Raw genomic sequence first — 22,962 nt, 5'->3', positions numbered from 1 at the left:
TTTGTTGTACATGAAGCAGCTGAGATGATGTCTGCATCTGGTGTGATGATGTCATCGTTTACGCCGTATACAACTGTTGGCATGTCACCAGCTGGTGCTGATACAAGTACCTTCTTTGCGCCAGCCTTTAAGTGAGCTGATGCCTTTTCTTCTGATGTGTAGAAACCTGTTGATTCAAGTACTAATTCAACACCATCGTTCTTAACCCAAGGAATGTTTGTTGCATCTGCTTCTGCGTATACAGGGATTTCCTTACCGTTAACGATAAGTGAATGATCTGTTGCAGAAACTTCTGCATCAAATTGACCATGAGCTGTGTCGTACTTCAATAAGTGAGCCAACATAGCTGGTGATGTTAAATCGTTGATAGCAACGATTTCCAAGTCATCTGAAACTTCAGCAATCCGACGGAATGCTAAACGGCCGATACGACCAAAACCATTAATACCTACTTTTGTAGTCATATTAATATTCCTCCTAAAAGGTAAATTTGAATGATGTAAACATCATCCTTAACACGTTTTTAATTATAACTCTTTGTTAAAAAATTTAAAAAGAAAAACGCTTTGAATCTTGAAAATAAATTTGGACCATCGTCTATATATAGGAAGAAAAAATAAAATCAAAAATATTTCACTTTTGTGAAGTTCCACACTTGTAATATATTACATATGTGATATACTAATAAACGTAGGGATGTGATAGAGATGAAAATCGATATTAAAAGTTACCTCGATCACCAAGATTTGACGATCTACCGCGTAGCTAAAATATCGGGCTACGGTTACACAACTCTACACAAGTCATTCAATAAGGAGCAGTCGAAGGCAACGTCGATGAATCTTCGCGACTTGGATGCGCTGGCACAGGCGCAGCACAAGATGATGTGGGAGGTTCTCAAGGAGCTGGAAGAAGGCTACTTACTGAATGACGAAGAAAATGACGAATAGTAAGGTTTTGTAACCGCGGAAAGTCTTGGTTGAGTCACTTTAGGTTTGTGTATCAGTCGGACTTTTTTGTTGGAAAATCTCACTGACAGAATATGTTAAGAAAGAATTTTTGGAGGGATAGACTATGGCTAACATGGGACCATTTGATAATATGGATGATATTTTTAATGAATTAATGGGTGGCATGAACGGATTTAACTCAGAAAATAAACGTTATTTAATTAACGGCCGGGAAGTTACCCCTGAAGAATTTGCAGAATACCGGAAGACTGGCAAGTTACCAAAGGGCGTCAATGCTCAACAAGGTAAAATGGCTGGCAAAGGTAAAAAAGATGGCATTCTTGAAAAATTAGGCCGGAACTTAACGCAAGAAGCACGTGACGGTAAACTTGATCCGGTAATCGGCAGAAATAAGGAAATTCAAGAAACCGCTGAAATTTTATCACGGCGGACAAAGAATAACCCTGTTTTAGTCGGTGATGCGGGTGTTGGGAAGACTGCCGTTGTTGAAGGCTTAGCTCAAGCAATCGTTAATGGCGATGTTCCCGCAGCAATCAAGAACAAGGAAATTATCAGTATTGATATTTCAGGCCTTGAAGCCGGAACACAATTCCGGGGCAGTTTTGAAGAAAACATTCAAAACTTGATCAAGGAAGTTAAGGAACGTGGCAACGTGATCTTATTCTTTGACGAAATCCACCAAATCTTAGGTGCCGGTGGAATGGGTGACGGCAGCGGTTCAAAGGGAATGGCTGACATTTTGAAACCTGCATTGTCACGTGGTGAAGTCACGGTCATTGGGGCAACGACTCAAGATGAATACCACAATACGATCATGAAGAACGCGGCATTAGCACGGCGGTTTAACGAAGTAACGGTGAACGCGCCATCTGCTGAAGATACATTCAAGATCTTGCAAGGAATTCGGCCATTATATGAAAAACACCACAACGTTGAATTACCAGATAAGGTTTTAAAGGCTGCTGTGGATTATTCAATTCAATACATTCCGCAACGCAGCTTACCAGATAAGGCAATCGATTTGATCGATATGACCGCTGCTCACTTGGCAGCTCAACATCCGGTAACTGACGTGAAGGAAATTGAAAAGGAAATTGCTGCTCAAAAAGAAAAGCAAGAAAAGGCTGCTGAAAAAGAAGACTACGAAGCAGCTTTGAATGCGAAGACCAAGATCAAAGAGTTGCAAAAACAAATTGATGATCACGCTGAAGAACAAAAGGTAACGGCAACGGTCAATGATGTGGCCGAAGCAGTTGAACGGTTAACTGGAATTCCGGTTTCAAAGATGGGCGCAAGCGACATTGAACGCTTAAAGGAAATCGGAACGCGGTTGAAAGGCAAGGTAATTGGCCAAGACGAAGCGGTCGACGCAGTTGCACGGGCAATTCGGCGAAACCGGGCCGGCTTTGATGAAGGCAACCGTCCAATCGGAAGCTTCTTGTTCGTTGGACCAACAGGAGTCGGAAAGACAGAATTGGCTAAACAATTAGCCTTGGACATGTTCGGTTCAAAGGATGCCATCATTCGGTTGGATATGTCAGAATATTCAGACCGGACAGCGGTATCGAAATTGATCGGAACATCTGCCGGATACGTTGGCTATGATGATAATAACAACACCTTAACCGAACGCGTACGGCGGAACCCATACTCAATCATCTTGCTTGATGAAATTGAAAAGGCTGATCCGCAAGTAATTACGTTATTACTTCAAGTGTTAGACGATGGTCGGTTGACAGACGGTCAAGGGAACACCGTTAACTTCAAGAATACTGTAATTATTGCAACTTCAAATGCTGGATTCGGCAACGAAGAACCAAACGGCAATGAAAAGAAGGACGAAGACATTATGAAACGGATCGCTCCATACTTCCGTCCAGAATTTTTGAACCGGTTCAACGCCGTAATCGAATTCTCACATTTGACAAAGGACGACTTGAAGAAGATCGTTAACTTAATGCTTGACGAAGTTAACCAAACATTAGCCAAGAAGAACATTGATTTAACGGTTTCAGACAAGGCAAAGGATTACTTGATCGAACAAGGTTACGATGAAGCAATGGGCGCACGTCCATTACGGCGCGTAATTGAACAACAGATTCGTGACAAGGTAACTGATTTCTACTTGGACAACCCCGATGTTAAACACTTAGCTGCTGACATGCAGGATGGTCAATTAGTGATCAGCGAACGGTCAGCCGAAAAAGCCGATGATTCAACAAAGGATTCAAAGGCAGAACCATCAAAGAACGATGATGAAAAAGCTGATAAATAGTTAAGAATGAGAATAGCAGTGTCATTTCAGACACTGCTATTTTTTTGTCCCGAATTCTCAAAATGAATCTGTTATAATGAAAAACAGATACATTTCAGAAAGGAAACCTTAAAATGGCGAAAATCAAGATTTCAGTGCCTGATGAACTGGTAAAGAAATATGACTTGCATAACGATGATGATTTTAAAATTACGGCGCGAAATGGCGAAATTCGGTTAAAAAAGAAAAATCATGACAGCAACAAGCGGCAATTTAATGTGATTTGGATCTTAATTGCTTCAATTTTAACGAGCATTGCGTTCTGGATCTTCATTAACGCGATGCATTTGCACCAGGTCCCATTGGTTGGAACAAATTCGATTGCCAGTGGACTGATCGTTTTTGGCGGACTGTCAGGGATGATCCTCTTTAGTGCGTATTTCATTTCCAACCGGAAGAAAATCACGGTCGCGTATTCGGCAAAGACCTTTTGGCGAACGTTCCCGGTCATTGTAATTTCATTTGTGTTGATTTTATCCTTGGCATTAATGGGAATTGCGTGGGGCTTAAGCCGGTTATTTACCGGGATCACCTTTGGCCACGTGGTCGCAATGATGCTGTTTTTTGTTTTTGTAACGGCAATCAACTACATCATGGTCCGGATCGGGTTGGCAGTTAATTATGGCATGCTGACAACGATCATGATCTTAGTGATCACCAGTGGCGCAGTCATGTCGATGGCGTCAAACGGCCGGAATTGGTGGCAGCACAATCTTAGTTTTTTAGGGACCAAACATGCTAATAATAGCTGGCAATTTAACTTAACACTGGTCTTCTCATCATTATTGATGGTTGCACTGGTTGATTATATTTTCGTTTCGTTGCGGGCAGTTGTGAAAAATACATGGCGGACGATCACTTTACGGATCATTTTAACCGTTACGGCCCTTGACGTTGGCGCAGTCGGCTTATTCCCAAACAATGCTAATTTCCACGTTTTACACGACAAGGTTGCCGGCTATTTGGTTTACTTGATTATTATTTTGATTATTGGAATTCGCTGGTTATTGCCGGAAGTCGGTAAACGGTTCTTGGCGTTGTCATACGGAATGTGCGTTGGCCTGGTGGTTATTGATTTAATGTTTAAACCGTTGCATATCATTTCGCTGACGGCCTTTGAATTGATCGCATTTATCTTGGCATTTGGCTGGATCTTGATCCTTTTTGATACGATGATTGGGATCGTTGAGGACGAAGATGATAAGTATAACGTCAAAATTGAAATTGATGAGCAGGTGAAGAAGAATGCTGATTAATCAAATCGCCAGCGTTTTAAGAATCCTTGCGTTTATTAACCTTTTTGGCTGGATGCTGTATTTGGGAGTGGTAATGAACGCCCAATCAAAAGCCGTCAAGGTATGGCTGAAGTGCAGGCATTGCGGTCAAGAATTTTCAAAAACGAAAAGGGAAATTGAAGAGTTCCAATACCAGTTAGTTGATAACCAGCTGGCATATCAGTGCGAATGCCCGCATTGCCACCAAACAGAAAGGCAAACGGTCGTTCAACATCACCCGGGAAATGATCAGGAAGCGATGGCAAAGGCTAACCAGAAAATGTGGCAGCGAGCATTATGGATCGCAATTTTACCCGCTATCTTTGCGGTGCTGCTACCAATCATTTTGATTGGTTATGCGCCGTTGTTGGTGATCGTGTTAATAATTAAAAAGGTTCGAAAATAACTTGGAAAGCAAGGAGTAAGTTAGTTGAAAAAGAAGAGTAAGCGATGGCTCACGATTTTGATCGTGGCCTTTTTAGGAATAATCGGATTGAATTTTGGACACGTTCATGCCGATGACGATGATGATTATAAGATCAATCAGATGGACGTTGACGTTATAATTCTACCCAATGGGGATGCTGAAGTGACCCGTTCGGTTTTGTATGATTTTGAAAATGACTTTCATGGTGTTTATTATCGTCAGGAATTGCCAGGTAAAGGAGCATCAGGTATCAGCGTTGATTTGAATTATAATGATGACGATTCAAAACCTCACCATTTGAACGTTCCGATTAATGACTCTGGTAAAAATAATACTTGTAAAGTTGTCCAAAATAATAATCTTTTAAAATTCAGGGTTTATCATGAAGTTTCGGATAATGATCTTACCGTTACTTATCATTATATAATTCATGGAGCAGTAACAAATTATAAGGATGCCGCTCGGTTGAATTGGAAAGTAATTGGTAATCACTGGGATGTTCCGTTGCATAATGTAACAATCAATATTTGGCTTCCAGGAAAACTTCCTCGAAAATGGGCAGCAAATTATGTATGGTATCACGGACCAATGTTTGACTATCATGCAACGGTTAATTCGGATTTCAACGGGGTACAGATTCAAAATACAAAGATTCCTGAAAATGATTTTGTTGAAGCTGATATGTTGATTCCGCTAAGTTTGATGAAGGATAATTCAAACAAGAAAGACTCATTCATAATAAAGAAAGTTGTTAAACAGGAAAAGAAAATTAGTCAAAATGAGGCATTTCGAAAATACGGCGGATTGTATGGAATTCCGTTATTAATGGCCTTGTTTATGATTGGCGAGATTATTTTCTTAAACTGGAAAGGACGAAAAAAGAAAGTTGTTAGTTGGCCACATTTAAGTCGGATTCCGCACAACTTTGAAATCCCAGCGGTTTCAGTTCCGCTTGCACAAATGATTTGGCGCAAAGGCGATCGCCCAGACGGAAAAGCTTTTTCAGGATATTTGTTGTCATTGGTTGCTGAACATCGAATTAGTTTTGACGAGCAAAATGGGGATTATCGAATTAGTATTCACGATGATGAATGGATACAAAATTACTATCAGACGAATACAGCTGATGCCAAGCTGCTTAAGAGTTTATTTGAAGATGTTGGCGATGGAACATCATTTACTTTAAAAGCAATCAAGGATTATGATGATATTAGTAACTTAGCGGAAAAATTCAGTGATTGGCAGCAGGATAAGATTGATCAACTACAAGCGTTAGATGTCTTTAGTGAAGATGAAAATAAGATTGAATATAGTTTGCGGCTGACTTTGCTGCATGCAATCGGTATTGCAATTTTAGTTGCATGGGTATTTGAACCATTTAAAATCGAGTGGGTTACGTTGGCAATCCCAATCGTTGTGCTTGGAATTTATTATTTATATTTTAAATTCTTGAAATGGCGGTTAACGGCTAACGGAAAAGAGTTATACGTTAAAGTTGTTGGATTTAAAAAGATGATTGACGACATTACTCATTTTGATACTGCTCAAATGGGGGATTTAACGTTATGGGCGGATGTTTTACCATACGCAACGGCATTTGGAAACGCAAAAGAATTATCACGAAAATTAAGAATTGATTTTGGCGAAGATCTTGGTACGTCAGCGTTGTACAATTATTTCTACTTTACAACCATGTACATTGATGTTTTTTCAAGTGCTTTCCATAATGTAAGTGTTAATAGTGGAAGTTCTTGGAGTGCTTTTGATGCTTGGGGCGATTCCTTTGGTGGAGGCAGTTCCGGCGGCTTCGGCGGTGGCTCTGGTGGCGGAGCGTTTTAACAAAAAAGATTGGATTTCAAAACGAAACCCAATCTTTTTTTATCAATAAAACTATTTAATGACTTCCAGTACTTCATCCATTGGTTGCCGGGTCTTCTTTGGTTGTTCCTGATCACGGTAGCCAAGGCCAAGCATTACTGAAACGCCGAATTTATTTGGATCAATGATTCCCTTATCAGCTAAATACTTGTCGACCTTTGCCCGGTTGAAGCCTTCAATTGGACAACTGTCAATTCCAAGTTCAGCGGCGACCGTCATCATGTTGGTCAACGGAATGTAAGTTTGTTTGCTTGCCCAGTCAAATAATGCCCGGTCGCTGTTTAAATCAAAGTCGTTTTCTTGGAAACTCTTGAATTTTTCACTGCGGGGTGAGTGAACGTCGAAATTAACGCCCATCACGTCTTCAATCATGTGTTTAACGTGCGGGCTATTGATCGTAACGTTCTTCCGGGCAAGGATGATTACAAAGTGACTGGCCCCGTTCAGACTGTTAACTGCGCCCCAGCAGATTTTTTTCAAATCTTCCTTGATTTTAGGATTTTCAATTAAAAGAAATTTCCATGGTTCATAGCCAAAGGAACTTGGGGATAACCGTCCAGCCTCAGTGATCGTTTGCCAATCCGCGTCACTGATTTTCTTATTTGGATCGAACTTTTTGGTTGCATACCGCCGGTGAAAAACATCGATAATATGTTGGCGTTCTTCTTGTGTACTCATAATAATTACCTCACTTACTTTTTGTTAGAGCTATTTTACCATATTGAATCAGCAATGAATGCAAAAAAACTGCGAATAAATTTTTAAAATTTGCTAACGGGATTTCCGAAAAATCCGCTTTCTTACTTACCATATCTAGTGATTGGATGAATTGCGACCCCCAAAATGTAGCTTTATTTTTCATGGGAATCGGCGTATGATTAAGAGTGCTTGTTAACGGAATTATGAATCGCAAACAAGAAAATCAAGGGAGACAATGAACCCGGAAGAAAGGATGCATCTATCATTTTGATTACACTTTCAGGAATTATTGGGTCTGGTAAATCAAGTTTAACGGAAATTTTATCAGATGAATTAGAGACTAAGGCATTTTATGAACCGGTAAAGGACAATCCGGTCTTACCGCTTTTTTATAAGGGAAACGAAATTGCCGCTAAGAAACGGGCAGCCGGCGATGAAGAAGCAACTAACCCATATGCATATTTGTTGCAAACATTCTTCTTAAATCGGCGGTTTGCAATGATCAAGCAAGCAATGCAAGAAGATAACAATATTCTTGACCGTTCAATTTACGAAGACGAAATCTTCATGCGGATGAACACCGAAATGGGCAATGCGACGGAAGTTGAATACGATATTTATAAGAGCTTGCTTGCAAACATGATGGAAGAACTTCCATTTGCTTCGCACAAAAAATCACCGGACTTGATGATTACGATCAAGGTTTCATATGATACGATGCTCAAACGAATCGAAAAGCGCGGCCGGGAATATGAATTGGTTGAAAACGATCCGTCATTGGTTGACTACTATCACCGGTTGCTTAAGCAATACGATATTTGGCGTGATGAATATGATGCATCACCAATGTTAGTGATCGACGGTGACAAGTATGACTTTGTTACGAACATGGAAGACCGGGTCGAAGTCTTAGAAATGATCGAAGACAAGTTAGTTGAACTTGGCAATTTAACGGCAGAAAAGGCTGCTGAATTGAAAGAAAAGCATAAGATTTTGCTGGATGAAGAATAGAAGGTGTGACAAAACATCGAAAACGAGCGTGGTGGAAGCAGAAAAGCGAACGAATCGCGCAGCATAGATTCGGAGGTTTGCGCCCTTCCACGTAGTTCGTTTGTTTTGGAACCCGATTATGATAAAGAGGTTGAGCATTTACTCAACCTCTTTTACCATATTTAAATAAATGAAAACCTTTACTTGAAAACTCAATATGATAAAGTTATCATAAAAATAGATAAGTGGATGGGAGTGTTGGTCATGGCATTAGGCTACAAAAATATTTTAGTTGGAATCGACGGCTCAAAGGGATCAGAAATTGCATTGATGGATGCGTTAAACATTGCTAAGCGGAATGATGCTCACCTTGATGTTTTATGGGTGCTTGACATGAATTCGTTAGAATACGGTAATGCAGGAATCACCCTTGATGGCGAACGCATCTATAAAGAAGAACAAGAATGTGAACAATACATCAATGATTTGAAAGAGCACCTGATCGAAGAAGGGTTGCCAAAGGACAAAGTTTCCGTTCACTTGCGGTTCGGAAATCCGAAAACCGTTATTGTTGAAGATTTTCAACCGGAATATAAGAACGATTTGATCATCGTTGGGGAAACCGGGAAGAACTTCTTTAAGCGGATCATTGTTGGTTCCGTTGCATCATACGTAATGCGGACCGCGAAGTGCGATGTCATGATTGCGCGGACACCGGAATCAACGGCTAAAGAAATCCAAGCAGATATGGAAGATATTGAAGACGAATAACATTAAAAAGTAATAAGCATTTGAGCGAGACTGGATCATAAGCTCCAGCCTCGCTTTTTTATCAATAAAAATTAAAATTGTCAATGAATTTTGTCATCTTTTCTTAGAGTGCTATAATTTTACCTGTATATTTTAATTTGAAGGGAATTTTAATTCGTGGAATCATCATCGAAAACGAAAAAAATCGGTTTGGCGACCCTGGTAATGATGATTATTTCATCAATCTACGGGTTTGCCAACACGCCCCGGGCATTTATGCAGATGGGGTACGCAAGTATTATTTGGTACATTTTAGCTGCTCTGGTCTTCTTCTTACCGGTCAGTTTGATGTTAGCCGAATACGGATCATCTTTTAAAGAAGCAAAAGGTGGAATTTATTCATGGCTTGAAGGGTCGATTGGTGAAAAATGGGCCTTTGTTGGGACTTTCATTTGGTTGGCAGCCTGGATCGTTTGGCTTGTTCAAACGGCTTCAAGTTTCTGTATCCCATTGTCATCAGTGATCTTCGGGAAAGATACAACTTCATCATGGCACTTATTCGGATTATCTTCAGTTGAAACTTTAGGGGTAATCGGAATTGTTGGGGTCTTGATCGTAACGTTCTTCTCATCCCGCGGAATGGATGCGATCGCCAAGGTCTCAACGGTCGGCGGCGCCTTTAACCTTGCTGTTAACGGTCTGTTTTTGATCATTAGTATTTTAATTTTGGTCTTCAACCACGGCCACTTAGCACAACCGGTTAGCGGAATGAGTTCATTCATTCACTCACCAAACGCCCAATTTACAACGCCAATCGCGATGATTTCATTCATCGTTTATGCAATCTTCGCATACGGCGGAATGGAAACCATGGGCGGAATCATGGATAGCTTGGATGAACCGGAAAAGACATTCCCACGCGGAATTTTGTTTGCAACGGCGATCATTGCAGTTGGTTACGCCTTAACGATCTTCATGTGGGGCTTTAGTACAAACTGGCGGCACGTCTTTGGTGGCGGTCAAGTAACCCTTGGAAATGTTACATATGTTTTGATGGGGAACTTAGGGATTGCATTCGGAAATGCAATCGGCGTTTCACATCACACTGCATTGCTATTTGGAAGTTTAATGACCCGGTTTACTGGTTTCAGCATTTTACTTGCCGTTATCGGAAGCTTTTTCATTATGACTTACTCACCGATCAAGTCATTCATTATGGGTTCAGACCCAGACTTATGGCCTGAAAAGGTTACGAAGTTGAACAAGGCTGGAATGCCGGCATTTGCAATGTGGATCCAAGCAATCGTTGTTTGCGTCTTTATCTTCTTTATTTCATTTGGGGGTTCAGCTGCAAGCAAATTCTTTACGATTTTGACAAATATGTCAAACGTCTCAACAACGTTCCCATACTTGTTCTTAGTTGGGGCCTTCCCATTCTTTAAGAAGTTGAAGGACATTGACCGTCCATTTGAATTCTTCAAGAATAAATTCTGGACAAACCTGATCGTTGCATTGTGCTTGATCGTTCTTTCGGGTGGAATTTTATTTACGATTATCCAACCAATTCTTGTTCATCAGTACAGTACAGCGTTCTGGACTGCAATCGGACCGATCTTCTTCGGGGCCGTTGCGTTGATCTTCTATGAAGTTTCAAGCCGGAAAAGGGAAAAGAAAAATTAGAAAATAGATGAAAGAAAAACGGTTATGGCTTTCAAACCATAACCGTTTTTTTCTATTGTTCTTCTTTTTGCTTTTTCCGTGCTTTGATTTTGCGAATAATGTACTGAACAGCAATCGTTAACAACGAGCAGAACGTACTTAACACGATAAAATCAAAGATCAGTAAAATGATCAGTTCCAGCGACATTTGCGGATGGTGAATGAATTTTTGAACCGTAAATGCGAGGCAAGCAATCAATAACAGGGTATCAGCAATGAAAACCAGGATTAAATTACGTTTAAGATGTTTCATTATTGCACCTGCTTTTTATTCGCTGCCGACGATGCTGCGGACTTGGGTTCCAAGGTTTTCCCAGAATTGATATGCATCATCTTTGAAATCATCTTCAAAGGTTTCAAATCCTTTCCGGGGAACGAGTTCACCAACCCGTTCGCTTTGAACACCGCGCACCCACATTTTTTTATCTTGAACATCCCACAAAACAGTCCAGTAGGATTCTTCAAGGGCTTCGTTAAAAAGGTCTTGGGTTCCTGAAAGAACCGTGTCGCGTAAGACGCCTTCTTCAGTTGCATCTGGATATCCGTGAGCTTTAAGCCAAGATAACTTGGCAATTGCTTCAGGATAATCGTCAGGAATCATTGTAAACATAAATATCCCTCCTCTAGAATATCTGTTTTCATTTTACAAAAAAATCTTAAAGAGTGAAAGATTATATGGTAAGCTAAAATTAATTAGAAAACGATTTCAAAAATCGCAGGGAGGCTTTCTGATGAAAATTAAAATGATTGCGACGGATATTGACGGAACACTGGTGACAGATGATAAGCGGATCATGCCGCGGACCGTTGCTGCTCTTAAAGAAGCCCGGAAGCGTGGAATTTATGTTGTATTATGCAGCGGCCGGCCGGTTTCAGGAATTCAAGATTACCTGGAAGAATTAGGATTAACCGGAAATGATGATTATGCGATCACGTTCAACGGAGCCCAAGCAATGAATGTTGGAAAGCACGAAGTTGTATTTGAAAATGGGTTAACTGATTTAGAATGCATTGATTTCATTAAAATGGCGGATGATTGCGGAATCAAAAGTCAAGTCGTGACGCTGAACTCTGAAATTTACGTTACGAATCAAGACATCAGCAAGTATTCGGTTGAAGATGCCTTTTATACTCACATGCCATTGAGATACCGGCGGCTTGAAGATTTACCGACGGGAATGGATGCCGCGAAATTTATGTGGGTCGACCAGGCGGAAAAGATTGCGGCGCAACTTGATCAGATTCCGGAAGAGCTTTATCAAAAGTATGCAATCGTCAGAAGTGCACCGTGGTTCTTGGAATTTAACAACGTGAACGCGACAAAGGGACACGCGGTGTTGGAACTGGCAGCCCATCTTGGAATCAAACCAGATGAAATCATGGTTGCGGGGGACGAAAACAACGACCTTTCAATGCTTGAACAGATTCCGTTCAGCGTTGCAATGGGAAATGGAAACCCGCATGTTAAGGAAGTTTCTTCAGTGATTACGGAAGATAACAACCATGATGGTTTGGGATTAGCGGTTGAAAAGTATGTGTTGAGTTAGAAGGTGTGACAAAACATTTAAAACGAGCGTGGTGAAAGCAGAAAAGCGAACGAATCGCGTCAGCATAGATTCGGAGGTTTTCGAATTAGCTTCGCGTCACCACTCAGCTCGTTTGTTTTGGAGCCCGATTATACGAAGATAGCAAAGAGGCTGTGACTTATGTTTCAGTCTCTTTTTTTGATCACTTTTGCTCATCTTTTGAATAAAAATGATTGAATTTGACCGAATGTGATTGAATTTGACCATTAATAATGCTAAACTATTGACGTGGAGGGAATGAAAATGCTTGCAGAAGAACGGCAACAAATGATTTTGGAGATGCTGAAAACCAATCAATTTGTTAAGGTTCAGGAAATTTGCGACCAAACCCATGGGTCAGAATCATCAGTCCGGCGTGACTTACAAACGCTTGAAGAAAAGGGATTGTTAGAACGGGTCCACGGCGGCGCAAAGATCAATTATATCTTGCAAAATGAACCCGATATGTTTGGCAAGGCGTCCCAACATCCGCATGCGAAGGAACTGATTGGTAAACAAGCAGCGCAGCATGTTAAACCTGAAGACGTGATTTTCCTTGATGCCGGGACAACGACCCTTGCAATGGTCGATTATTTACCGCAGAATCAAGGAATTACGGTGGTAACGAACGGAATCTTGCATGCTTCAGCCTTAGCGGAACGGCACATTAAAACGATCATGGTGGGCGGCCTTTTGAAAGAGACGACCAAAGCGATTGTGGGGGTCGATGCACTGAATCAGTTAAGCAAATTGCGGTTCAATAAAGCATTCCTTGGAATTAACGGCATTGATCAGGATGGTTATACAACACCGGATCCAGATGAAGCCGCAATCAAGGAATACGCATTGACCAAATCGCAGGCAACTTTTGTCCTTGCTGATTCATCGAAATTTAACAAGGTATCCTTTGTGAACGTTGCCCCATTAAATGCCGCAACGATCATTGTTGAAAAGCTTCCCGCAAAGCTGCTTCATTCTTTTAAGAATCAAACGAGAGTTGAGGAGGTTCAAGAATGATTTACACAGTTACGGTCAATCCATCAATTGATTACATCGTTCAGTTACAAAATTTAACGCTTGGCGAAGTCAACCGGATGGATTATGACAACATGCTTCCTGGCGGTAAGGGAATCAATGTTTCGCGGATTCTTCAAGAACTAGGTCACGAAAGTGTTGCCTGGGGCTTCTTAGGCGGCTTTACGGGGAACTTTGTTGAAGACGCGTTAAAGAAGGTGGGCTTAAAGTCTGACTTCACTTCAATTAAGGGCAATACCCGGATCAACGTTAAGATCAAGGCCCAAGAAGAAACCGAAATTAACGGTAAGGGACCGCAATTATCAGCTGACGAACTTGATCAGTTCAAGGCAAAGTTTGATAATTTAACAGCGGATGACACGGTTGTTTTTGCCGGAAGTTTGCTTCCAGGATTGGGTGATGATTTTTACTTTGATTTGATCAAAATCATCCGGTCGAAGGGCGCTCAATTTGTAATTGATACAACGGGTGACAGCTTATTAAAGACGTTGCCGGAACATCCGTTAGTCGTTAAACCAAATAACCATGAATTAGCTGAAATGTTTCACGTGAAATTCAACGGCATGGATGACATTGTTAAATATGCTAAGAAGTTGCTTGAAATGGGTGCCCAACACGTATTGATCTCAATGGCGGGCGATGGCGGCTTAATGGTTACGAAGGACAAGGTTTACCGCTCATTGGCACCCAAGGGAACGGTCATTAATTCTGTTGGAGCCGGCGATTCAATGCTTGCTGGTTTCACCGGGACGTTTGCTGAAACCAAGGATCCGGTTGAAGCATTTCGGTATGGCCTTGCAAGCGGATCAGCCACTGCATTCTCTGAAGATTTAGCAACCCGTGCCAAAATTGATGAAATTTTGCCACAAATCAAAATTACAGAATACTAATTAAAGGAGGGAAAACATCATGGATATTCGCAAGTTATTGATGAAGGACATCATGATCATGAACCTGAAAGCCACAACGAAGGCCGGGGTCATTGATGAAATGGTTCATCACTACTACGAAAAGGGAATCATCAATGATGAAGAACTTTACAAAAAAGATATTTTAAAGCGTGAAGAAGAAGGCTCAACCGGAATGGGCGATGGAATTGCCATTCCGCACGCTCACGATAAAGCAGTTAATAAACCAGCCGTAATGTTTGCGCGCAGTGTTGAAGGGGTCGACTATGACTCAATGGATGGTCAACCTGCCCACCTCTTCTTCATGATTGCTGCTCCTGAAGGCGGCGACAACACTCACTTGCAAGCTTTAGCTGCATTATCCCAAGTTTTGATGAATCCGGACGTTGTTGCAGCCTTGAAGAAAGCTGATACGCCGGACAAAGTTCAAGACATCTTTGCTAAGGCCGTTGCCGAAAAGGAAGCTGAAAACAAGGCGGAAGAAGAGGCTGAAAAACAAGCTCCGGCTTCAAGCGATAAGCCATACATCGTTGGGGTAACAGCATGTCCAAACGGAATTGCCCACACTTACATGGCTGAAGAAAACTTGAAGAAAACGGCCAAGAAGATGGGCGTTGACATCAAGATTGAAACAAATGGTTCAGAAGGGGTTAAGCATGAATTAACCGCTGATGAAATCAAGCGTGCCAAGGGGGTTATCATTGCAGCCGACAAGAAGGTTAAGATGGCCCGGTTTGATGGCAAGCACTTAGTTAACAAGCCAGTTACTGCCGGAATTAAAGAACCGGAAGCATTGATTCAAGAAATCTTGGATGAAAAAGCTCCGGTCTTCCATGCAACTGGTGATGAAGGTGAAACTGCCGAAGAATCATCAAATGGCGGCGTATGGGCTAACATTTACAAGCAGTTAATGAACGGGATTTCACACATGTTACCGTTCGTTATCGGCGGTGGGATCTTAATGGCCCTTTCATTTGTTGTTGAAAACTACATGGGCGGAAGTCACAGTTTGGCATTCAAGTTCTTGAACAATGCCGGGAACATGGCCTTTGCCTTCATGGTTCCAGTTCTTGCCGGATATATTGCTGAAGCAATCGGCGATCAACCAGCCTTGATGCCAGGGTTTGTCGGTGGTTTCATGGCAATGGTCTACAAGGGCTCATTTGGTGGCGTTTACCAGGCTAACTTCCATGCCAACGCCGGCGCATGTGCTGGATTCTTAGGCGGAATTGCAGCCGGCTTCATTGCTGGATACATCATGGTTGGCTTGAAGAAGTTATTTGCCAAATTACCAAAATCAGTTGAAGGAATGAAACCAATGCTGATTTACCCAATTCTTGGGTTACTGTTGATTGCTTTGATCATGTTCTTCATCATCAACCCAATCTTCTCAGGCATTAACTTGGTAATTACGCACTTCTTGAACAGCATGGGGACCGGAAACCTTGTTCTATTGACAATGATCCTTGCAGGAATGATGTCGATCGATATGGGTGGCCCATTCAACAAGGCTGCTTATGTGTTTGCTTCAGGTGCGTTTGCTAACGACCCGCACTCAACAACTGCTGCCATTTTAATGGCTGCCGTTATGGTTGGGGGAATGGTTCCGCCATTTGCAACTGCAATCGGAACGGTCTTGTTCAAGAACAAGTTCACTAAGCAAGAACGTCAAGCTGGGGTAACCAACTGGGTTCTTGGATTCTCATTCATTACTGAAGGGGCAATTCCATTCGCAACGGCTGATCCATTGCATGTTATCCCATCATGTATTGTTGGTTCAGCAGTCGGCGGCGCAATTGTCGGCTGGATGAAGATCGGTGTTCCGGCTCCGCACGGTGGTTTATGGGTAACTCCATTAGCAACTAACTGGTGGGCATACATCTTAGCAACCGTAATCGGTTCAATTGTTGCCGGAATCATTATGGGCTTGATCAAGAAGAAAGTTTCAGAAGATCCGTATGAATAAAAAGAAAGGGTGACAAAACGCTCAAGACGAGCTTCGTATCGCAAGTAACTCGTTTGTTTTGGAACCCGATGATATGAAAAGCGAATAAAAAGAGGATGTGACCATCAAGTCACATCCTCTTTTTATGTTTAATTAAATGAATGTATTAATTCCAACCAAATAAACTCTTGATCCAGTCAATGAACCGTTCAAACCAATTTTTGGCCTCTTGCGCAGCAGCCTGACCTTGTTTGCTGTTCATCCAGTTTTTAGCTTTATTCATCAAGTTCCCGGTTGAATTTTTAACGTTTTGAATCGTGTTATCAACGTTCTTGGTGTACGATTTATCAGCTGAAATTGGTGAATTTTGGAAATTAATCAACCCATTGGTGATCTGGTCCTTTTGGTTATTCGTTGTTTCATTTGCGATTCCATGTTCAGCTAAAGCTTTATTTAACATGGCTTGAATATCCTGCTTAGTTGCAAGATCTTGACCGTTATTTTGTTGTTTTTGTTGTGAAATTTGCTTTGAAACTTCACCAACGGCAGCCATTAACTGGCCCGGGTACTTAGTATTGTTCTTGTTGGCATCGATCGCTGATTGGGTCGCATTCAGCATCTGGTTAGCACTGGCAGTGTTTTGGGTATTCAATTGAATTCCGTTAGCTGCAAGGGCTTCATAAACGCCAGTTAACGCTGATTCCCCAGAAACGGGTCGGTTAGCAGTTACGACGATCGTTACGTCAGTTACCCCGGCCATTTGAGCAACCATGGCATACTGTTGGGCCGTTACTTCGGTAATGTTGTTATCACCCTGATAATTTTTGATATTGACTCTGACCCCTGAACCAGGATCGCTTGGGGCAATCGCAACGGAACTGATCATTGCGGCATTTGTCGTGTCAGATGTTCCGTTGGCAATGTACTTATTGTAGTCAGCAGCCGTTGCGGTCAGTTCCTTAAATGACGAGTCAACGCCAAAAATCTTGTTTAATTGTGAACGGACTTCACTTGAAGTTCCGGCCCCATAGACAACGTATGCCGAGCTTAAAGTTTTATCATTATTTGATTGACTGTTAGTGTTCGTGTTTGAGTCGGTTTGTTCGGTTTGCGCAGCTTGAATTTGGTTAAGAACCGTTGGTGCAGTTCCCATTAAGGTAATTGCCGCACTGGCAGTTACAATTGTTTTCCAGATAATTTTCTTTTTCATCGCGCTTCTCCTTTCAAATATAGTTTGATTTTATCACTTTTTGGCATTGAACGGACGAATTTTACGAACCGTTTCAAGAATAAAAATTAGGAAAGGGCCGAAAGATGATTAACACAATATATAGATTTTTTAGTTGATTGAAACACAACATGTATGTATAATGGGGAACGTTGTTTAAAAATGGAAAGGAAGTTGATTCGATGTTTAGTCGTTATAAAGATGTGCTGACGCACTTACCAGAATATTCAAAAAACATTTTTCGGAAAGGCTATTTTAAATGGTTGATCGATCAGTGCCGCGGATGGGGCTGGTTTAGTTATGGTCTTTTGATTTTTAACTTTATTTTACAAGTGTGGTCAATGGTTCAGTCATTTAGTGCCCACCCAGTAACTTCAATCATTGCGTTTATTGGCGGGAACCTTTCAGTTGCATGTGTTATCGGAATTTCAAACCGTTCAGGAATTCAAGGCTGGGCGGGATTAACAAGTGCGATCTGCATTGCAACGACCGCCTTCATTGCACATAACTATGCTAATGCGTGGGAACAGATCGGTTACATTTTATTCCTTGATATTTTTTGTATCTTAGATCCGAAATGGAATGATGATATTAAAGCTGAAAAATTTGATAGTTGGTTTGACTGGATCAAGTATGGCATCTTCTTCTTGATTGCGTGGGCGGCTTTGCATTATATTTTCAGTTTAACCAATGATCCGCGGGTCTTCCTTGATAGTATGAGTTTAGCAATGTCGGTTACTGGATCCCTGCTTGAACTTAACCGGAAGCGGGAACAATATTTTGTTTGGACGTTATCATCGGTGATCACGATTGCATTGTGGATCCAAACGATGCTTCAAGGCGCCGGCAATTTTGCGTTGATCTTCAGTTATTCAATTTTCTTCTTGAATGACATGTATGCTTTCTTTAGTCGCAAAGGCTGGTTCCGGACAGAAAAGGCGCATGAAAATTAATCATAAAAATTTATTAAATTCAATGACAAACGAATTAATGAATTGTATACTAAGAACAATCAAATAACTCATAACCAAGAAGAAGCTCCGACTATTCGGGGCTTTTTCTTGTAGTTTAAGGCTTTTGGCCGGGAGATTCTGATGGAATTCCAGAATGTGGTAAAATACTTAATGGAAGTTTATTGCTAATTTTTGATTATGAATTAAAACGAGGGAAATTATGGAAAAGCGAAAGTCAAAAAAACTTTGGCGAATCCCGGGATTTATGCAAGACAGACGGATGCGGCTGATTGCACTCTTTATTCTCGGACTAGCAATTGTAAGTGATGGACTGGCATTTTTTATAAGTCCAATCGTTGGGATAATTGTTTTAGTTTTAGCAATTGCTGCGATGGCAGTTGCATATACAATGTTGCAACACTTACAGGAAGAAACAAGTGAATATATTTCAGATCTGTCTTATCGTTTAAAACGTGGTGGCCAAGACAGTTTGATCCGGATGCCGATCGGAACGATTTTCTTTAATGATAAGTATGAGATCGAATGGATCAATCCGTACATGCAACGGTATTTCGGCAAAGAAGATGTTTTGGGCAAGAAGATCAGCGACCTGGATGAAGCTCTTGCTACGATTTTACAGGATCACTATGATGATAAGGAACGCCACCGGATTCACTGGCATGACCATGATTTTGATTTATTGATTCAAAAAGACATTGGCGTGGCTTATATGATGGATATTACCCATTACGCTGAGATTCAACGCCGGTATGACGATTCACACGTTATGATCGGGCAGATTTTCCTGGATAACTACGACGAAATTTCAAAGGCGATGAGCGATAAGGATATTTCAAACCTGAGCAACTTTGTTACCAGTGCGCTTTCAGACTGGGCCAAAAAGTTTGGAATGTTTTTGAAACGCGTTGATGAAGATCATTACGTTATGATCGGTTATACGGGAACATTGCGAAAACTTGAGCATCAAAAATTCTCGATTCTTGATAAGATTCGGGAACGGACTTTTAAGAGTAATTCGCCGATTACGTTGAGTATCGGGATTGCATATGGTGAAGACGACTTAAACGAATTGACCGAATTATCGCAATCCAACTTGGACCTTGCCCTTGGACGGGGTGGTGACCAGGTTGTTGTCCGGGAATCGGATGGCGAAGCCCGGTTCTATGGCGGAAAGACGAACCCGATGGCTAAACGGACACGGGTTCGGGCGCGGGTGATTTCCCAAGCCTTGAGCGAATTGTTGAAGCAGTCTGATCAAGTCTTTGTAATGGGCCACAAACGGCCGGATATGGATGCGATTGGGGCTTGTCTCGGAATTCGCCGGATCGCAGCGATGAATGGCAAGAAATGCTGGATCATTTTGAATCAAGATAACATTCATTCAGATGTTCAGCGGCTGGTCGATGAACTTGGAAAGTATCCTGAAATTAAGGAAAGTATTATCTCACCGGCTGAGGCGTTGGAAAAGATCACGCCAAGCAGCTTGCTTGTTTTGGCGGATCATTCAAAGCCGTCGATTTCAATCAGTCAGGAACTGTATGACCGGCTTTCAAACCGGGTCGTAATTATCGACCATCACCGGCGGGGCGAAGAGTTCCCTGAAAATCCGATTTTGGTATACATTGAACCGTATGCAAGTTCAACGTGCGAATTGATCGCTGAAATGTTCGAATACCAATCACGTGATAGTGAACCGATCAATTCACTGGAAGCAACGGCAATGCTGACGGGAATCATCGTTGATACGCAGTCATTCTCTCAAGGAACCGGGACCCGAACCTTTGACGCAGCAAGTTATTTGCGGTCAATGGGGGCTGACCTGACAATGGCCCGGCACTTCATGAAGGAAAGCGAATCAAGCTACATGCAACGGAACCATTTGATCGACCGGACGGAATTTATTGATAATGTTGCGTTATGTGTTGGTGAAGATGACAAGATCTACGATTCAGTAATTGCTGCCCAAGCTGCCGATTCGCTTTTACAAGTCAGCGGGATTCAAGCAACGTTTGCGATTACCCGGCGCGATGAACACACCGTTGGAATTTCAGCCCGCAGTGACGGGACGATCAATGTCCAGGTCATCATGGAAGAACTGGGCGGCGGCGGGCACCTTGCGAACGCTGCGACCCAGATCAAAGACATTAGTGTGCTTGACGCGCGTGAAAAGGTGCTTGAAATTTTAAATAAAGACGAAGAACCTCAACCTGAAACGGAAGACTAGGAGGAATCACAATGAAGGTAATTTTTACACAAGATGTTCGCGGTAAAGGAAAACGCGGTGAAGTTAAAAACATGGCAGACGGTTACGCCAACTTCTTAATTAAGAGCGGAAAGGCTAAACAGGCTGATGCAGCTGCAATGAGTCAACTACGCGCACAACAAAAAGCCGAAGCTAAAAAGGAAGCTGAAATTTTAGCCGAAGCAAAGGCATTGAAAGAAAAGCTTGAATCAGGAAAATACGTTGTTGAATTGAAGGCCAAAGCCGGTGAAGACGGCCGCTTATTCGGTTCAGTAACTTCAAAGCAAATCTCTCAAGCACTGCAAAAGCAATATGATATTAAAATTGATAAGCGCAAAATGGAACTTGCTCAACCAATTCGTTCAATGGGTTACGTTAATGTTCCAGTTAAGCTTCATAATGAAGTTTCAGCTAAGATTCGGGTTCACATTGCCGAACAGTAAAAAGGCTTTGAAATTGGATTATGAGGAGGTTGTGACGTGGGTCACGCCTTCTTTTTTATTTGAATGAAATGGATTGGCGCGAAATCAAATTTGCGTTATGATTTTGATAACGACTTAAAAAGAAAGGAAACAGTTCGGTGGATAATAATTCAGAAATCGAAAATGTGATGCCGCACGATGCTCAGGCAGAACAAGCGGTTTTAGGGTCAATTTTTCTTGATGAAAATGCGTTGGCTGAAGCAATTGAGTTTGTGACTCCCGATGACTTCTATAACCGTGCAAACCAAGTGATTTTTAAAGCAATGATCGCCGTGGATGATGCCGGCGATAAGATCGATCCGTTGACGGTCTCAAACGAATTGAAACGGTCAAATCAATTTGAGGATGCCGGCGGAGCAGTTTACCTTGATGAATTATTAAGCAACATTCCATCAAGCAGTCACGTGCGGGAATACGCGAAAATCGTTCAAGGCAAAGCGGCTTTACGGCGGTTGATCAATACGGCTAATAACATTAAAAATGAAGCCCAAAACGGCGATGAAGAAGTCGACGATATTTTAGCAAGTGCTGAACGGCAGATCATGGATGTTTCTGAAAATCGGAATAGTGCCGGCTTTAAACCAATCAGTCAAGTTTTAGACCAAGCGTTAGTCAAGGTTCAGGATCTTGCCCAAAGCGATGATGAAATTACGGGCCTTTCAACGGGGTACCATGACTTTGATAAGATGATCTCCGGCTTGCAACCGGATAATTTGATTATTCTTGCTGCCCGTCCAGCCGTCGGGAAAACGGCGTTTGCGTTAAATATTGCGCAAAATGTCGGGAAGGCATCAAATACCAACGTTGCGATCTTCTCCCTTGAAATGAGTGCCGAATCGTTGGTTAACCGGATGATTTGTGCGGAAGGCGGAATCAATGCCAACCATTTACGGGATGGAAATCTTGAAGGCAATGAGTGGAATGATTTGACGGTCGCAATTGGAACGTTAGCGAACACCAACATTTTCATTGACGATACTCCCGGAATCAAAATGTCAGAGATTCGGGCAAAATGTCGGCGATTAGCCAAGGAACAAGGCGGAATCGGCTTTATTGTTGTCGACTACCTGCAGCTGATCGAAGGTTCGAATAAAGAAAGCCGGCAACAGGAAGTTTCTGAAATTTCCCGGCAGTTGAAAAAGCTGGCAAAGGAATTAAATGTGCCGATTTTAGCGTTGTCACAACTTTCCCGGGGGGTTGAACAACGGCAGGATAAACGGCCAGTATTGTCAGATATTCGGGAATCAGGATCAATCGAACAGGATGCGGATATCGTTGCGTTCTTGTACCGGGATGACTATTATGAACGGGCGGATGCCGGCGACGACGATGAAGCTGATTCACCGGCAGAAGATAATGATCCAGATGCAGGTGAAGTTGAATTGATCATTGAAAAGAACCGGGCTGGAGCGCGGGGAACGGTTAAGTTGCTGTTCATTAAGTCGCACAACAAATTTGCGAACCTTTCCGCCCGGCAGGAAATGGTATAGTTAATTAATATCTTAATTATAATCAAACTTAAAGCTTATCATTGATTATTGAATGATAGGCTTTTTATGTT

The 22,962-nt window shown here is 41.9% G+C and carries 21 protein-coding genes; 16 read left to right on the top strand and 5 right to left on the bottom strand.

All coding sequences use genetic code 11. From position 1 onward, the window contains the following. Positions 1–464, bottom strand: a 464-nt coding sequence (locus FC33_RS05380) for a glyceraldehyde 3-phosphate dehydrogenase NAD-binding domain-containing protein (protein WP_235803874.1), incomplete at its 3' end; no start/stop codon positions are given. A 243-nt stretch (positions 465–707) separates the two neighbouring features. Here FC33_RS05380 and FC33_RS05375 point away from each other — a divergent pair. The 5 genes from FC33_RS05375 (at position 708) to FC33_RS05355 (ending at position 6,825) form a co-directional block, all read left to right on the top strand. Beyond that, complete coding sequence (locus FC33_RS05375) at positions 708–950, top strand: hypothetical protein (protein WP_057827599.1); 243 nt, start codon at positions 708–710, stop codon at positions 948–950. A 124-nt stretch (positions 951–1,074) separates the two neighbouring features. Continuing rightward, the gene (locus tag FC33_RS05370; RefSeq protein WP_081037063.1) at positions 1,075–3,246 is read left to right on the top strand and encodes an AAA family ATPase; all 2,172 of its coding nucleotides are present in this window, start codon (positions 1,075–1,077) and stop codon (positions 3,244–3,246) included. A 113-nt stretch (positions 3,247–3,359) separates the two neighbouring features. Continuing rightward, complete coding sequence (locus tag FC33_RS05365; RefSeq protein WP_057827598.1) at positions 3,360–4,541, top strand: hypothetical protein; 1,182 nt, start codon at positions 3,360–3,362, stop codon at positions 4,539–4,541. Further along, positions 4,531–4,965: a zinc-ribbon domain-containing protein gene (locus FC33_RS05360; protein WP_057827597.1), complete on the top strand. Its 435-nt coding sequence runs from the start codon at positions 4,531–4,533 to the stop codon at positions 4,963–4,965. The genes FC33_RS05365 and FC33_RS05360 overlap by 11 nt, the downstream gene beginning before the upstream one ends. A 24-nt stretch (positions 4,966–4,989) precedes the next feature. After that, positions 4,990–6,825: a DUF2207 domain-containing protein gene (locus FC33_RS05355; protein ID WP_057827596.1), complete on the top strand. Its 1,836-nt coding sequence runs from the start codon at positions 4,990–4,992 to the stop codon at positions 6,823–6,825. Between the two features lie 51 nt (positions 6,826–6,876). On the opposite strand, the gene FC33_RS05350 is transcribed toward FC33_RS05355, so the two are convergent. After that, a complete protein-coding gene (locus FC33_RS05350) occupies positions 6,877–7,542 on the bottom strand; it encodes an NAD(P)H-dependent oxidoreductase (RefSeq protein WP_057827595.1) in 666 nt (221 codons plus the stop codon). Positions 7,543–7,830: 288 nt separating this feature from the next. Here FC33_RS05350 and FC33_RS05345 point away from each other — a divergent pair, with 288 nt between their 5' ends. The 3 genes from FC33_RS05345 to yjeM all read left to right on the top strand — a co-directional run bounded on the left by FC33_RS05345 (position 7,831) and on the right by yjeM (position 10,983). Beyond that, positions 7,831–8,574, top strand: coding sequence for a deoxynucleoside kinase (locus FC33_RS05345; protein ID WP_057827594.1), 744 nt, complete (start codon positions 7,831–7,833; stop codon positions 8,572–8,574). Between the two features lie 243 nt (positions 8,575–8,817). Further along, positions 8,818–9,324, top strand: coding sequence for a universal stress protein (locus FC33_RS05340; RefSeq protein ID WP_057827593.1), 507 nt, complete (start codon positions 8,818–8,820; stop codon positions 9,322–9,324). Positions 9,325–9,480: 156 nt separating this feature from the next. After that, positions 9,481–10,983 carry a glutamate/gamma-aminobutyrate family transporter YjeM gene (yjeM, locus tag FC33_RS05335; RefSeq protein WP_268888911.1) on the top strand — a complete coding sequence of 501 codons (1,503 nt, stop codon included), beginning with the start codon at positions 9,481–9,483 and terminating at the stop codon, positions 10,981–10,983. A gap of 52 nt (positions 10,984–11,035) precedes the next feature. On the opposite strand, the gene FC33_RS05330 is transcribed toward yjeM, so the two are convergent. Both FC33_RS05330 and FC33_RS05325 read right to left on the bottom strand, forming a co-directional pair. Then, complete coding sequence (locus FC33_RS05330) at positions 11,036–11,275, bottom strand: hypothetical protein (protein ID WP_057827592.1); 240 nt, start codon at positions 11,273–11,275, stop codon at positions 11,036–11,038. 15 nt (positions 11,276–11,290) lie between these two features. Beyond that, the gene (locus tag FC33_RS05325) at positions 11,291–11,632 is read right to left on the bottom strand and encodes a hypothetical protein (RefSeq protein ID WP_057827591.1); all 342 of its coding nucleotides are present in this window, start codon (positions 11,630–11,632) and stop codon (positions 11,291–11,293) included. A gap of 121 nt (positions 11,633–11,753) precedes the next feature. Here FC33_RS05325 and FC33_RS05320 point away from each other — a divergent pair, with 121 nt between their 5' ends. The 4 genes from FC33_RS05320 (at position 11,754) to FC33_RS05305 (ending at position 16,496) form a co-directional block, all read left to right on the top strand. After that, positions 11,754–12,569 (top strand): Cof-type HAD-IIB family hydrolase, encoded by an 816-nt coding sequence (locus FC33_RS05320; protein WP_235803895.1) that lies wholly within the window; start codon positions 11,754–11,756, stop codon positions 12,567–12,569. A 282-nt stretch (positions 12,570–12,851) separates the two neighbouring features. Beyond that, positions 12,852–13,604, top strand: coding sequence for a DeoR/GlpR family DNA-binding transcription regulator (locus tag FC33_RS05315; RefSeq protein WP_186806292.1), 753 nt, complete (start codon positions 12,852–12,854; stop codon positions 13,602–13,604). Continuing rightward, entirely contained in the window at positions 13,601–14,512 is a 912-nt protein-coding gene (gene pfkB, locus FC33_RS05310; RefSeq protein WP_057827589.1) for a 1-phosphofructokinase, read from the top strand. The genes FC33_RS05315 and pfkB overlap by 4 nt, the downstream gene beginning before the upstream one ends. A 19-nt stretch (positions 14,513–14,531) precedes the next feature. Further along, complete coding sequence (locus tag FC33_RS05305; protein WP_057827588.1) at positions 14,532–16,496, top strand: PTS fructose transporter subunit IIABC; 1,965 nt, start codon at positions 14,532–14,534, stop codon at positions 16,494–16,496. A gap of 145 nt (positions 16,497–16,641) precedes the next feature. On the opposite strand, the gene FC33_RS05300 is transcribed toward FC33_RS05305, so the two are convergent. Beyond that, entirely contained in the window at positions 16,642–17,685 is a 1,044-nt protein-coding gene (locus FC33_RS05300) for a DUF1002 domain-containing protein (RefSeq protein WP_057827587.1), read from the bottom strand. A gap of 200 nt (positions 17,686–17,885) precedes the next feature. On the opposite strand from FC33_RS05300, the gene pnuC reads away from it, so the two are divergent. From pnuC to dnaB, 4 genes are all read left to right on the top strand, one after another. Further along, positions 17,886–18,656: a nicotinamide riboside transporter PnuC gene (gene pnuC, locus FC33_RS05295; RefSeq protein ID WP_057827586.1), complete on the top strand. Its 771-nt coding sequence runs from the start codon at positions 17,886–17,888 to the stop codon at positions 18,654–18,656. A gap of 220 nt (positions 18,657–18,876) precedes the next feature. Further along, positions 18,877–20,901, top strand: coding sequence for a DHH family phosphoesterase (locus FC33_RS05290; RefSeq protein WP_057827585.1), 2,025 nt, complete (start codon positions 18,877–18,879; stop codon positions 20,899–20,901). Positions 20,902–20,912: 11 nt separating this feature from the next. Continuing rightward, positions 20,913–21,362 carry a 50S ribosomal protein L9 gene (gene rplI, locus FC33_RS05285; protein WP_057827584.1) on the top strand — a complete coding sequence of 150 codons (450 nt, stop codon included), beginning with the start codon at positions 20,913–20,915 and terminating at the stop codon, positions 21,360–21,362. A gap of 137 nt (positions 21,363–21,499) precedes the next feature. Then, positions 21,500–22,891 carry a replicative DNA helicase gene (dnaB, locus tag FC33_RS05280; protein WP_057827583.1) on the top strand — a complete coding sequence of 464 codons (1,392 nt, stop codon included), beginning with the start codon at positions 21,500–21,502 and terminating at the stop codon, positions 22,889–22,891. Positions 22,892–22,962 lie beyond the last annotated feature (71 nt).

The sequence above is a fragment of the Ligilactobacillus aviarius subsp. aviarius DSM 20655 genome (assembly GCF_001436315.1).
GTDB classification, from domain to species: Bacteria; Bacillota; Bacilli; order Lactobacillales; family Lactobacillaceae; genus Ligilactobacillus; species Ligilactobacillus aviarius.
This window is presented reverse-complemented; position numbering and strand designations above follow the sequence as displayed.

Coding starts and splice junctions, on each gene's coding strand:
- FC33_RS05365 (WP_057827598.1), top strand. CDS start 3,360: ATGGCGAAAATCAAGATTTCAGTGCCTGATGAACTGGTAAAGAAATAT.
- FC33_RS05360 (WP_057827597.1), top strand. CDS start 4,531: ATGCTGATTAATCAAATCGCCAGCGTTTTAAGAATCCTTGCGTTTATT.
- FC33_RS05375 (WP_057827599.1), top strand. CDS start 708: ATGAAAATCGATATTAAAAGTTACCTCGATCACCAAGATTTGACGATC.
- FC33_RS05350 (WP_057827595.1), bottom strand. CDS start 7,542: ATGAGTACACAAGAAGAACGCCAACATATTATCGATGTTTTTCACCGG.
- FC33_RS05315 (WP_186806292.1), top strand. CDS start 12,852: ATGCTTGCAGAAGAACGGCAACAAATGATTTTGGAGATGCTGAAAACC.
- rplI (WP_057827584.1), top strand. CDS start 20,913: ATGAAGGTAATTTTTACACAAGATGTTCGCGGTAAAGGAAAACGCGGT.
- FC33_RS05330 (WP_057827592.1), bottom strand. CDS start 11,275: ATGAAACATCTTAAACGTAATTTAATCCTGGTTTTCATTGCTGATACC.
- FC33_RS05290 (WP_057827585.1), top strand. CDS start 18,877: ATGGAAAAGCGAAAGTCAAAAAAACTTTGGCGAATCCCGGGATTTATG.
- FC33_RS05325 (WP_057827591.1), bottom strand. CDS start 11,632: ATGTTTACAATGATTCCTGACGATTATCCTGAAGCAATTGCCAAGTTA.
- FC33_RS05370 (WP_081037063.1), top strand. CDS start 1,075: ATGGCTAACATGGGACCATTTGATAATATGGATGATATTTTTAATGAA.
- FC33_RS05320 (WP_235803895.1), top strand. CDS start 11,754: ATGAAAATTAAAATGATTGCGACGGATATTGACGGAACACTGGTGACA.
- pnuC (WP_057827586.1), top strand. CDS start 17,886: ATGTTTAGTCGTTATAAAGATGTGCTGACGCACTTACCAGAATATTCA.
- FC33_RS05340 (WP_057827593.1), top strand. CDS start 8,818: ATGGCATTAGGCTACAAAAATATTTTAGTTGGAATCGACGGCTCAAAG.
- FC33_RS05300 (WP_057827587.1), bottom strand. CDS start 17,685: ATGAAAAAGAAAATTATCTGGAAAACAATTGTAACTGCCAGTGCGGCA.
- FC33_RS05305 (WP_057827588.1), top strand. CDS start 14,532: ATGGATATTCGCAAGTTATTGATGAAGGACATCATGATCATGAACCTG.
- pfkB (WP_057827589.1), top strand. CDS start 13,601: ATGATTTACACAGTTACGGTCAATCCATCAATTGATTACATCGTTCAG.